We start from the raw sequence: 12,642 nt of genomic DNA on the forward strand, positions 1-12,642 counted from the left end.
GCGTATCAGCCCGTCCAGGCGTTGAGGAATTGATCGAGATGCGGCTTGCCGGCCTCGGCGAGCGCATCGCGAACGCGATCGCACTCGGCGGCATGACCGCTGGCGTCGAGCTCGCCGCGCAGCAGCCGGAAGCGCTGCCAGAGCAGGTAGGTATTGAGCACGTCGTGCTCGCAGTAATCACGCACGGCATCGAAGTGGCCGGCGTCGATCTGGTGGCGGACGTCGGCCCCGCTCATGCCCAGCTTGCCGGGCAGACCGCAGAGGGTCGCGACCTGGTCGAGGGGAGCCACGGCACGCCCGGAGTAGCCCGCGAGCACATCCATCAGGTCGGTGTGGCGGTCGTGGAAGCGGTTCTGGTAGTTATTGAACCGGAAGGAGCGATCCTCGTCGCCGGTCTCCCAGTAGCGCGGTGCGCTCAGCCCGTGGATGAGGCCGCGGTAATGCAGCACCGGCAGATCGAAGCCGCTGCCGTTCCAGCTCACCAGCCGTGGCACGTAGCGCTCGATACCATCGAAGAACCGGTCGATGAGGCGCGCCTCGTCATCACCGCCCTCGCCGAGCGAGAACACCGTGAAGCGATCGCCAATGAGCGCGGCGACCGAGATCACGACCACCCGGTGGAGTGGCAGGCGCAGGAAGTCCGAGCCGGTCTCCTCGCGCCGCATGGCGAGCATGGCCTCGGCCGCGTCGCCGTCAGCGAGCCCGTTGAAACCGTGCAGCCGGCGGCCGCCGGCGACATCGGGCACGGTCTCGATATCAAAGGCGAAGACGTTCATTGATCGGGGAACACGCCGCTCGACAGATAACGATCACCGCGGTCACAGACGATGCTGGCAATGGTGGCGTTTTCCACCTCGCTCGCGATCTGCAATGCCGCCCACAGCGTCCCGCCACTGGAGATGCCGGCGAAAATACCCTCTTCCGCCGCCAGCCGCCGGGTCATGTCCTCGGCCTCGTCCTGCGCCACCTCGACCACCCGGTCGACGCGCTGCGACTCGAATATCGCCGGCAGGTAGGCCTCCGGCCACTTGCGGATACCGGGGATTTTCGCCCCCTCGCGGGGCTGGGCGCCAATGATCTGGATATCCGGGTTCTGTTCCTTGAGATAGCGCGACACCCCCATGGTGGTGCCGGTGGTGCCCATGGAGGCGACGAAATGCGTGATGGTGCCGCCGGTATCGCGCCAGATCTCGGGCCCTGTCCCCAGGTAGTGCGCGCCCCAGTTATCCGGGTTGGCGAACTGATCGAGCACCCGGCCCTTGCCCTCGGCCTGCATCCGCTGGGCGACATCGCGCGCGCCCTCCATGCCCTCTTCCTCAGTGACCAGCACCAGCTCGGCGCCATAGGCGCGCATCGACGCCCGGCGCTCGGTGGTCATGTTCGCCGGCATGATCAGGATCATCCGGTAGCCCTTCACCGCCGCCGCCATGGCCAGCGCGATGCCGGTATTGCCGCTGGTCGCCTCGATGAGTGTATCGCCGGGCCGGATCTCGCCGCGATTCTCGGCCTGGGCAATCATGTTGAGGGCGGGACGATCTTTCACCGACCCCGCCGGGTTGTTGCCCTCGAGCTTGAGCAAAACCGTGTTGGATCCGGTATCCGCCAGCCGCTGGAGTCGTACCAGCGGGGTGTTACCGACGCATTGATCGACGCTTGGATATGCCATACACGAATTGTAACGCAGTATCATCCCGACATGGATATCCAGCCCATCGCCACCGTCCGCAGTGATTTCGAGAGCCGCTTCGGCACCCCGCGCCAGCCGGGACTGGTGCCGGAGGCCCGCGCCGAGTTGATCCTGCACGCCCCGTTCAATGACGCGGATGCCCTGCGCGGTCTCGACGACTGCAGTCACTGCTGGCTGGTGTTCGGCTTTCATGCCAGTGTCACTCGCGGCTGGCGCCCCACCGTCCGCCCGCCCCGGCTTGGCGGCAATCGACGCCTGGGCGTGTTCGCGACCCGCTCGCCGGTTCGGCCCAACGGCCTCGGGCTGTCGCTGGTCCGGCTCGCCGGGTTACTGGAGCCACCCGGTCGGGGCCTCGCCCTTCGCGGCGCCGACCTGATGGACGGGACGCCCGTGTTCGATATCAAGCCCTACCTGCCGGCGATCGAGGCACCGGTTGATGCCCGCGCGCCCGAGGGGCTCGGCAGCACGGCCCCCGGCCTCGCCGTCGAGTGGAGCGATGCGGCACGAACAGCACTCGGAACCGCGCCGGCGCATCTGGGTGCGCTGATCGAGCAGACCCTCGCCGCCGATCCGCGGCCCGCTTACCACGCTTCAGACGGCCGACGCTACGGAATGCGCCTGCTCGGCTACGAGGTGCAATGGGTGATGGATGCGGCGACGGCGCGTGTCACCGCCATCACCCCGGTGACGACGGGCCCCGAGGATCGCCGCTAGACCTTTGAGCGCGGGATGCGCCGGGACCAGTTGCGGGTGAATACCCGCTGCTCGCCCTCCCAGGCATCGAGCTCGGCGGTGACGTAGAACCCCTGCGCGTCGGTCTCGAGTCGAGTCCGCGTGCGGGTCTCGATCTGCCAGTCGCCGCGGCGCAGTCCGTAGGTCGCCACCACTTCGCCGGTTGCGCTCTGCGCATCGCCATCGGTCAGCCAGTAGCGCTCGCGGGTGTGATCACTGATGGTGAGATCGATGTCATAGAGGCTGCGGGTGCCATTGTCCATGACCACTTCCAGCGCGGATTCCGCATCGCCGAGCTCGCGCTGCACCCGCCAGCGGTGTTCGGCGGGGATTACCTCGGTGATCGCCGCTGGCCCCTCGTCACGCGGGGCGTCGAAAACCGGCGTTATCTCGTCATGCGGCTCCACCTCGCGCACCGGCAGGTCGAGAGCCGTGGCGTGCGCACTCACCGCGAGAGTCACCGGCTCCGGCGCCGGCCAGATCAGCGGCCAGTAGGATGTCGATAACGACAACCGCAGTCGATGCCCCGTCGCGAAGCGATGGCCGAGCTCGTTGAGCCGGATCGTCACATCGATATCGACCCCCGGTTGCAGATCCTGCGGGTGCTCGTGCCCGTCCCGATGGCAGAGGTTGAGCACGCCATAGCTCACTCGCGTCGCCGCCCCGTCGGGTGCCACATCCGAGAGGCGCACGGCGATCTGGGCGTTAGGCTGGTCGGCCCGCACGCGCAGGCGCAACACCGGTGCGCCGAGCAGCTCGAGTGGTTCGGCAAGCGGTTCGGTCTCGAAATTGAGCGCGCCGCCGTCTTCCTCGCGCTGGTCACAGGGCAGATCCGGGCCGTCGGCATAGCTGCACCATTTACCGGCGAAAAGCCCCAGACTGAGTGGCGATTGCAGCGAGATCGGGGCGACGGGGGATGGCATCGGTGTCGCACCCAACGTCCCGCCTGCGCCCGGGTAGAGCGTCTGCGAACGGATGCCGGCGGCGGGCCAGGCCGACTCGCTCACCCAGCGCCCCGGGCGCTCTCGATAGCGGGCGGCCGGCGCGACCGCGTCCTGGATCCAGGCCTGCAGCATGGGGGCGTCATCGACGCCGTTGTCGCTGCCCTTGAGCCACCGATCCCACCAGTCCCGGACGGTTTGCTGGAAATCGATCGCCGGCCCGGGCACGCCCTGATGCGGATAGCGATGGCTCCAGGGGCCGACAATGGCACGGCGCGGCACACTCAGGTTGGCCATGAGCCGGAACACCGCATTGGTGTAGCCATCCGCCCAGCCGCTTACCGCCATGACCGGGCAGCGAATCGCCGCGTAGTCCTCGCACACCGAGCCGTGACGCCAGTAATCATCACGACGGGGGTGCTCGAGCCACTCCATCAGCCAGGGCTCGCTGGCCTCGAGGCGCTCGTGCCACATCGACCGCCAGTCTTCGCCGCGCAGGCCGGGATCCGGCGGCAGGCTGTTGAACGCGAACATCACCGACGACCAGGACAGGTTATCGCCGAGCAGGCAGCCGCCCATCATATGGATATCGTCGGCATAGCGGTCGTCGGTGGAACAGACCGTTACCACCGCCTTTAACGACGGTGGTTGCATCGCCGCGAGCTGCAGCCCGCTGAACCCGCCCCAGGAGATGCCGATCATGCCCACGCCACCATCGCACCAGGGCTGGCGGGCGAGCCACTCGATGACCGTGTAGCCATCGTCGAGCTCGCGCTGCAGGTACTCGTTGGCGAGCACCCCGCCGGATTCCCCACTGCCGCGGATATCCACGCGGACGCTGGCGTAGCCATGCTCGGCGAGCCAGCGATGCAGCGTCTCGTCGCGCGCCCGGGTGTGATCGCGCTTGCGGTAGGGGATGTACTCGAGCACCGCGGGCACGGGCGCTGTCACGGACTCCGCCGGCCGCCAGATCCGTGCCGAGAGCGTCACGCCGTCGGTCATGGGGATGCGCACATCCTCTTCGATATGGATCGCCGTCATTCCTCCGCCGCCGAGGTCGCCGGATCGCTCGGCGCGATCTCGGCCGGTGGCGCTTTGTCCTGCCGCTCGCCCGCGAAATGCATCTTCATGTGCGGATACGGGATCTCGATACCCACGGCGTCGAACCGATCCTTCACGCAGCGGTTAAAGGCGCGGCCAACGGCCCACTGCATGCCGGGGGTACTGCGGATGCGGACACGGATATTCACCGAGCTGTCGGCGAGTGCGGTCACGCCATCCACCTCCAGCGGCCCGGTCACCTCGGTGCCGATCTCGGGGTTTTCCATCATCCGGGCGTACGCCTCGTGGAGATGATCGATGACCTCGCCGAGGTTTTCCTTGTAGGCGATACGGTATTCACCCAGGTGATAGCCGAAATCGCGGGTGAAGTTCGACACCGTCGTGACCGATGAGAACGGCACCACGTGTAGCGTCCCGGCGAGATCACGCAGTCCCAGCGAGCGGATGCTGAGCCGCTCCACTGTCCCGCTGATGCCCGCGGCAGTGATGAAATCGTCCTGGTGGATCGCGTCCTCCAACTGGATGAACACCCCGGTAATGATGTCCTGGACCAGGGTCTGGGCACCGAAACCGATGGCGAGACCGATCACACCGGCACCGGCAAGGAGCGGGCCGATATCGATGCCGATCTCCGAGAGCGCGATCATGCCGGCGACAACCAGGATGGCGATCGCGATGACATTGCGGAACAGCGACAGTAATGTCTTCTCGCGGGCGCCCGGTTCGCCCTCGCCGGTATCGGGATTGAGGCGATCCTCGATCCAGCTCGCGGCCAGCAGCCAGCCCGTCAGCGACAGGAACGCGATGCCCAGTAGCGCGGTGATCGCGCCCACCAGCGCCTGCCCCTCGGGGGTCCCCAGCCAGGCACGGACGTCGGCGATGGCCCAGACATCAACCAGCGACGCCAGCAGCGTGACCACCAGCAGGCCATTGATGGTGCGCACGAGCTTCGGCAGCCAGCCGTCGAGGCGCACCGGCAGCATGGGCAGACGCGCGCGTACCGTTGGCGGCAGCAACTGACCGATACGGCGCAGGTTACCGACATAGGTGCCGATAAACCCGATGGCAAGGATGATGACCAGGCTGATCGCACTGGCCTGGAGCATGAAAAGATAGGCGCTCGGCGGCGCGATGACGACCAGCCCCGCGAAGATCGCGCTGTAGGCCCCTGCCAGCAGATGCCAGAGCCCGGCCAGCGGCCGCAGGACAGGCCGGTAGAAGCTGTTCCTGTGATGACCCGCGCGCGCGAGCATCGACTGCCGGACCGGCTCGCGGGCCTCGCGGATGGCGGCGAAAACCCCCAGCAGCACGAACAACGCGATCGCCCCTTCGACTAGGAGAGCGGCCGCCGGGAAGGCGATGGCGACAACCGGCGCGATGAACATCACGCCATAGACGGCCATTCGCGCGAGTCGTGACAGCCGCTTTTCCCAGTGTTGGGCGTTCGCCTCGTCCAGTGGCAGCAGGCGCGCGGCATTGGCGCGCGGCTCGAGGAAGATATTGATGACCAGGCGCGCGATCTCGGCGATGACGAATGCCAGCAGGAATCGCCCGGCCGTTGCCGACCAGTCCGGCGCCTCCACCGCCCCGAGCAGCAGTGCGCCGTAACCGATGGCGGCGACGAGCGCCACCTTCGCCCCCTGCACCGTGATCGCCACGGCAATCACGCAGATCCCGCAAAGCGGCCCCAGATCGGCCCGGCTCCGGCGCTGCCAGGTCGCGAGCCGATCGATCAGGGCATCGCCGCGGTGACGCAGGACCCGCTGCAAAAGCAGCACCAGCACGATCAGGCCTATCAGGCGGCCGGCGCTCACGGCGGTCTGCAGGTCGGCGAAGTCCATTACCGTCGCCGGCAGTGCCTGCGCCTCGGCCACAAGCTGCATTGCCCAGGCGGTGAGGGCCTCGCGTGCCTCGCCAACCCAGCCGATCAGTGCAGATCCATTGTCATCCAGCATGATTGATCCCTTTGTTTAATCGGCGTATACGATAACAAAAACGCGTTGCGAAATTTTTATTGCACCGCAACAAGCCACTTGCTATATTGCACCGCAACAAGGCGATATAGCCTTGGACTAAAACAGCAAACAGAGGAACCAAGCCATGACGAACGAAAACTTTAACCAGGCGAGCGAGCAGGCAGAGAAGATGTTCATGGGCCCGACCCGGGACTATGCCAAGCTTGCGATGGACTATGCCGAGAAGATGATCGACGCCCAGATGGAAGCGGCGAAGACCTACACCGACATCGGCATGCAGCAGGCGCGCGCCGCGCTTGAGGTCAAGGACACCGAGGCGCTGAAGACCTATGCCGAAGAGCAGCAGAAGGTCGCCAAGGAGATGACCGAGCGGGCGAAGAGCGACGCCGAGAAGGTCGCCGCCATGAACCAGGACTTCGTCAACGAGGCCCGCAAGCTCGTCGAGACGAACGTCAAGACGGCCTCCGAGGCGGCGACGAAGTCGACCAAGTAAATCCGGTTTCGATCGGATTAGCTAGAAAGGCCGTCGGTGGCGAACCGGCGGCCTTTTTTCGTGGTCGGTATTCGCTGTTACCGCACCGAGGCGCTATTCTTCCGGCATGATTCGACAGCCATTGTTACTCGCGGTGCTATCCCTTGCCCTGATCGTGGTCGGGCCGGCCGGCGCCCAGTCTGATGCGGCGCCGGTACGTCTGAGCCCCGTCACGACCGGCGAGGCGGTCACGCGCCTGGAGGCAGTGGGTCAGTCGCGTGCCCGGCGCTCGGTGACCCTCTACCCGGAAGCCACCGGCATCGTGACCGCGATTAAAGTCGATGCCGATCAACGCGTCGAGGCCGGTGGCACCCTCCTCACCCTCGACGCCGAGGCGGAGCGCAACGAGGTCGAGCGCACCCGGGCAGAGCTTCGCGACGCCCGCCGACGGCTGGAACGCTACGAGCCCGGCATCGATCAGGGCATGTTCTCGCCGACCACCATCGACGATGCCCGACGCGAGGTCGAACTGGCCCGACTGGCACTGGAGCGTGCCCGGATCGCGCTTAACGACCGCGAGCGGCTCGCCCCCTTCGCGGGTTACACCGGCATGACCGATATCGAGGTCGGACAACGTGTTGACCCCGACACCCCGATCACCACGCTCGACGATCGCACCGCGCTTACGGTGCGCTTCCAGCTCGCCGGGCAGTACTTCGGGCAACTGACGCCGGGCGACGAGATCACCCTGGCCGCCTGGGCCCGCCCCGGGGCGACGGTGACCGGTACGATCGAGGCCGTCGACAGTCGAATCGACACCACCAATGGGACTTTTCGAGTCGAGGCGCGAATCGACAACCGGGACGATCGCTTCCGGCCGGGGATGCGCTTTCGTGTGAGCACCGAACTGCCCGGTCCGACCCATCTCCGGGTCCCGGCGACCAGTCTGCAGTGGGGCGATAACGGCGCCTACGTCTGGATCGTGCGTGACGGCCAGGCCCGGCGTGTCGGGGTGTCACTGATCGCTCGCCAGTCCGGGCATGTGCTGGTGGAAGGCGAGCTCGAGCGTGATGACCGAGTCGTCAGCGAGGGGGCGCAGCGCATGCGCCCCGGTATCGAGGTGCGCGTGATCGATCCGGCCGATCTCGATGACTATCCCGCCATCGAGGCGATCCGGGACACCGCCGCGCAATGACCGACACCCCCCGCGGCCTGCCGGCACTGGGCATCCGGCGACCGGTGCTGGTCGCCGTCATCAACCTGATCATCGCCATCGCCGGGATCGCGGCGTTGCTGGGGGTGGAGGTCCGCGAGCTGCCGGATGTCGATCGCCCCCGGATCACGGTAAGCGCCTCGTATCCCGGGGCAGCCCCCGAGACCATGGACGCCGAGGTGACCCGCGAGATCGAGGGCGCGGTGGCACGTGTCGCCGGCGTGCGCCGCATCAGTGCCTCGAGCGAGGAGAGCAGCACCCGCGTGGTGGTGGAGTTCAGCGCCGATGCCGACCTCGACAGTGCCGCCGCCGATGTCCGCGAGGCGGTCAGTCGGGTGGAGCGCCGCCTGCCCGATAACGTCGATCGGGTAAACGTCATCAAGGCCGATCAGGACGCGAGCCCCGTGGTCCGGGTTGCCGCGCGCGGCAACAGGCTGAGCCTCGATGCCCTCACCCGCCGGGTCGAGACCGATATCATCCCGGCGCTGGTCTCGCTCCCCGGCGTCGCCGATGTCCGGCTCTACGGCGATCGGCAGCGCCAGCTGCGCGTGGCGGTCGATCCCCTGCAGCTGACTGCTCACGGGCTCGCAGTGGATGACCTGATCACCCGGCTCGAGGATGCCGATCTCGACATCCCCGCCGGCAGCTTCCGTGACTCGCCCCTCGAGCTGCGGGTACGCGCCAATGCCACCCTCGACACACCCGCCCGGATCGCGGCGCTGAGCCTTGAGCCGGGACTGCGCCTCGGTGACGTCGCGCGGGTGTTCTTTGCCCCGGCGGATGCCCGCAGCCAGGTCCAGCTGAACGGCGAGCCCATCCTCGGGATGGGTATTGTCCGCCAGGCACAGTCCAACACCCTCGAGATCAGCACCGCCGCCGAGGCCGCGATCGACGACCTCAACCGGCGCCTCGACGATGTCGACCTGGTCAAGACCTCGGACGACGCGGTATTCATTCGCGGGGCGATTACCGAGGTGCTCATCACGCTGATCGCCGCCACCCTGATCGTGGTGGCAACGATCTGGCTTTTCATCGGCTCGGCGCGGGCGACACTGATCCCGGCGATCACCATCCCGCTGGCACTGACCGGCACCATTGCCGCGATCTGGATGCTCGGTTTCTCGGTCAACCTGCTCACCCTCCTCGCCCTGGTGCTCGCCACCGGGCTGGTGGTGGACGACGCCATCGTGGTGCTCGAGAACATCCAGCGCCGCCAGCGCATGGGGCTCAAAGCCGGTGCCGCGGCGCTGCTGGGCACCCACCAGGTCTTCTTCGCGGTGATCGCCACCACCGCCGTGCTGGTGGCGGTGTTCGTCCCGATCTCGCTGCTGCCGAGCACCGCGGGACGGCTGTTTCGGGAATTCGGGGTGGTGCTTGCCGTCGCCGTGGGGCTGTCGTCGTTTATCGCCCTGTCACTGGTCCCGGCGCTGGCGGCCCGCATCCTCCGCCCGGCGGACGAGGCGGGCGTGGCGGAACCGACTCGGGGTGTCATGTCCAGTTTACGGTGGTTCGGGCGCCTGATTGGTCGTTTCTATGGCCGCAGCCTCGGCCATGCCGTTGCCCACCCCTGGCTGATGGCGCTGGTCGGTTTGCTCGTGCTGGGGCTTGCCGTCCAGCAGTACACCCGCATCGACGAGACCCTGTTGCCCGAGGAGGACCGGGGGCTGATCTACGTGGTCGCCAACGGCCCGGACGGCGCCGGTCTGCGCTACAGCTAGAACCAGGCCTGGCGCATGCAGGATCTGCTCCAGCCCCTGGTGGACAGCGGCGAGGTGACCCGGCTTTTCACCATCGCCGGTCGCTGGGATCCGAACCGCATCCTGATCGTGGCGCCGCTCGCCCCCTGGTCGGAGCGTGAGCGCGGGGAAAGCGCCATCGCCGCGGATATCCGCGCCGCGCTCGCCGACCTCCCCGGTGTCAACACCCGGGTGGGCAGCCCCAACAGCCTGGGTCTGCGCGGCGTCGGCAGCGGCCTCGAGGTGTCCCTGCTCGGCAACGACTACGACACCCTCTATGCCAGTGCGCAGACCTTCAGCCGCGCCATCGAGGAGGATGTCGACGGGCTGGGCAGCGCCCGCATCGATTACTCGCCCACCCAGCCCCAGGTGCGCGTGGATATCGATCGCCAGCGCGCCGAATCGCTGGATGTGCCCATCGACGGACTGGCACAAACGCTGGAGGCGATGATCAGCGGGCTCGAGATCGTCGATCTGAATATCGATGACCGGGCGATTCCGCTGCGTCTCGAGTCGAGCAGCCGACAGGTCAATCGCCCCGCCGATCTCGCCAACCTGCGCATCCAGTCCGACGAGGGCGCCATGGTCCCGCTATCGACCCTGGTCAGCCTGCGCGAGGAAGGCGTCGCCGCGGAACTCGATCGCGAGGCGCAGCGCCGGGCCATCAGCATCGATCTTGCGGTGGAGGATGGCTATCCCCTCCAGGCCGCGGTCGCCGATCTGCGGGCGCTCGCGGACGAGACGCTGCCGGCGGATGTCGGCCTGATCACCCGGGGCGAGGCCGAGGCCCTCGAGGAAACCCGCCAGGAGGTGTTCGTGACCTACGCACTGGCGCTGCTGATCGTGCTGCTGGTACTCGCCGCGCAGTTCGAGAGCGTGATGAGCGCGGTGGTGGTGATGCTCACCATCCCGTTCGGCCTTGCCGCCGCGGTGTTCGCCCTGGCGCTGAGTGGCACCTCGATCAATATCTACTCGCAGATCGGCCTGATCCTGCTGATCGGCCTGATGGCGAAAAACGGCATTCTGCTCGTGGAGTTCGCCAACCAGCTCCGCGACAGTGGCCGATCGCTGCGCGACGCGGCGCTCGAGAGCGCGCGGGTGCGGCTGAGACCGGTGTCGATGACGATCATCGCCACGGTGTTCGGCGGGCTGCCACTCATCCTCGGCAGCGGGGCCGGCGCGGAATCACGGGCGGCGATCGGCTGGGTGGTGTTTGGCGGACTGGGCATGGCCGCGGTTTTCACGCTCTATTTCACGCCGGCGCTGTATCTGCTGCTGGCCCGTTTCGCCCGGCCCCGCGCCGCCGCCCAGGCGGCACTGGACCGCGAACTCGATCAGCCGGTGAGTGACAGCACCAGCACCATCGACGGCAGCGCCAACAGATAACTGATCACGATCGTCCCCGCCATCAGCGCCCCGTCGCCGTCCATCTCCTGGACGAGGACATAGGCGGCCGAGGCGGTGGGACAGGCGAGAAAAATCAGCGCGAGGCGCATCTCGTCGGCCTGCAGGCCGACCTGCAGCGCCAGCAGCCATCCGATCAGCGGTGTGGCCGCGGTCTTCAGCAGCGCCGCGGTGGTTGCCCAGCGGCGCTGGCCGCGCAGGCGGGTGGCATAGAGCCCGCCACCGATGCCGATCAGCGCCAGCGGCAGCGCCATCTGGCCGATGGCACCCAGGGTGCGATCCAGGAACACCGGCATCCCCCCGCCGGCGAGCGCGATGACCGCGCCGAGCACGGTCGCGATCAGGATAGGGTTGCCAACGAGACGCCGGCCGAGCCCCCGCAGCGCCGATCGGGGGCCGGACTGGCCGGGCAGCTGCATGACGATGACCGCGACCACGTTATAGACGATCACCAGTGGCACGAAGGCGATGAGGGCCGCCGATTCCGCCGCGGACGCCGCACCACTGCCGGCGAAGGCATAGATCACCACGGGCAGTCCGACGAAGGTCAGGTTACCGCGGTAGCTCGCGTGAATCAGGGTCGCCAGCGACGCACCCGGCAGTCGACCCATGCGACCCAGCACGGCGCTGATCACGATGATGATGGCGGTGGTGCCCACCAGCACCAGCAGGATATTCCCGACCCGATCGAATGCCGGTGTGGCGGCGGCGATACGCTGCACCAGCAGCGCCGGCAGACCGATCCAGTAGGTTAGCCGGTTGAGCTCACCGATGGTGGTGGCGGAGAGGAAACCGGTCCGCGCCAGCAGCCAGCCCAGGCCGATGACCACGACCACCGGCGCAAGGATCTGGGCAATGGCGAGCAGAGCGTGACCCGCCGATCAGCGACGGTCGTCGTCGCGACGCTCGTACTCACCCTCGATCACGTCCCGCTCGCGATCCCGATCACCGCCGCCGGGGCCCTGCCCCGGTCCGGGTCCCGCCGGATTCACCCGTACCGCCATGCGCGCGAGCGCCAAACGAACCAGCCAGTGGCGGGTAAAGGGGATCAGGCACAGAAAGCCGATCACATCGGTGACGAGGCCCGGGGTGAGCAACAGCGCCCCGCCGGCGATCAGGGCGACGCCCTCGAGCAGTTCCATCGCCGGCAGCGACCCGCGGTCGAGATTGCTGCGCGCCCGGGCGATGGTCTGCAGCCCCTGCTGGCGGAGCAGTGCCGCGCCGAGCATGGCGGTCAGCAGGCACAGCCCGATGGTGGGCAGCGCACCGATCCAGCTCCCCACCTCGATGAGCAGAAAGAGCTCGGCGAGCGGGATGGTCACAAACAGGATAAGTAGAGTGGGCACGATCACTCCAGACTGTGATAAACGGAGCACAGAGGGTAACATCCAGAAAACGCGCCGGGCAGATCGGAAGGAG

The 12,642-nt window shown here is 67.3% G+C and carries 9 protein-coding genes and 1 pseudogene; 4 read left to right on the top strand and 6 right to left on the bottom strand.

Annotated elements, in window-relative coordinates; all coding sequences use genetic code 11:
* Window positions 1-5 precede the first annotated feature (5 nt).
* Together EV698_RS04135 and cysM are read right to left on the bottom strand one after the other, a co-directional pair.
* Complete coding sequence (locus EV698_RS04135) at window positions 6-776, bottom strand: 3'-5' exonuclease (RefSeq protein WP_130502870.1); 771 nt, start codon at window positions 774-776, stop codon at window positions 6-8.
* Window positions 773-1,666, bottom strand: coding sequence for a cysteine synthase CysM (cysM, locus tag EV698_RS04140; RefSeq protein ID WP_130502871.1), 894 nt, complete (start codon window positions 1,664-1,666; stop codon window positions 773-775). Before cysM ends, EV698_RS04135 begins: the two co-directional genes overlap by 4 nt.
* Before the next feature lie 30 nt (window positions 1,667-1,696).
* Between cysM and tsaA the strand changes: the two genes are divergently transcribed.
* A complete protein-coding gene (tsaA, locus tag EV698_RS04145) occupies window positions 1,697-2,401 on the top strand; it encodes a tRNA (N6-threonylcarbamoyladenosine(37)-N6)-methyltransferase TrmO (RefSeq protein WP_130502872.1) in 705 nt (234 codons plus the stop codon).
* On the opposite strand, the gene EV698_RS04150 is transcribed toward tsaA, so the two are convergent.
* Together EV698_RS04150 and EV698_RS04155 are read right to left on the bottom strand one after the other, a co-directional pair.
* Window positions 2,398-4,401, bottom strand: a complete 2,004-nt coding sequence (locus EV698_RS04150; RefSeq protein ID WP_207220494.1) for a CocE/NonD family hydrolase — start codon at window positions 4,399-4,401, stop codon at window positions 2,398-2,400. The two genes, tsaA and EV698_RS04150, sit on opposite strands and share 4 nt — an antisense overlap.
* Entirely contained in the window at window positions 4,398-6,377 is a 1,980-nt protein-coding gene (locus EV698_RS04155; RefSeq protein WP_130502873.1) for a mechanosensitive ion channel domain-containing protein, read from the bottom strand. Before EV698_RS04155 ends, EV698_RS04150 begins: the two co-directional genes overlap by 4 nt.
* A gap of 145 nt (window positions 6,378-6,522) precedes the next feature.
* Here EV698_RS04155 and EV698_RS04160 point away from each other — a divergent pair, with 145 nt between their 5' ends.
* From EV698_RS04160 to EV698_RS04170, 3 genes and pseudogenes are all read left to right on the top strand, one after another.
* Complete coding sequence (locus EV698_RS04160) at window positions 6,523-6,891, top strand: phasin family protein (RefSeq protein ID WP_130502874.1); 369 nt, start codon at window positions 6,523-6,525, stop codon at window positions 6,889-6,891.
* Window positions 6,892-6,997: 106 nt separating this feature from the next.
* On the top strand, window positions 6,998-8,065 hold the full coding sequence (locus EV698_RS04165) for an efflux RND transporter periplasmic adaptor subunit (protein WP_130502875.1): 1,068 nt from the start codon (window positions 6,998-7,000) through the stop codon (window positions 8,063-8,065).
* Window positions 8,062-11,205: pseudogene (locus EV698_RS04170) on the top strand (efflux RND transporter permease subunit). The gene EV698_RS04165 and the pseudogene EV698_RS04170 overlap by 4 nt, the downstream one beginning before the upstream one ends.
* Here the strand turns inward: EV698_RS04170 and EV698_RS04175 are convergent.
* The gene (locus EV698_RS04175) at window positions 11,154-12,059 is read right to left on the bottom strand and encodes an AEC family transporter (RefSeq protein WP_130502876.1); all 906 of its coding nucleotides are present in this window, start codon (window positions 12,057-12,059) and stop codon (window positions 11,154-11,156) included. The pseudogene EV698_RS04170 and the gene EV698_RS04175 sit on opposite strands and share 52 nt — an antisense overlap.
* 45 nt (window positions 12,060-12,104) lie before the next feature.
* Complete coding sequence (locus EV698_RS04180; protein ID WP_239016205.1) at window positions 12,105-12,569, bottom strand: FxsA family protein; 465 nt, start codon at window positions 12,567-12,569, stop codon at window positions 12,105-12,107.
* Window positions 12,570-12,642: the final 73 nt, after the last annotated feature.

The sequence above is a fragment of the Spiribacter vilamensis genome (assembly GCF_004217415.1).
GTDB lineage: Bacteria > Pseudomonadota > Gammaproteobacteria > Nitrococcales > Nitrococcaceae > Spiribacter > Spiribacter vilamensis.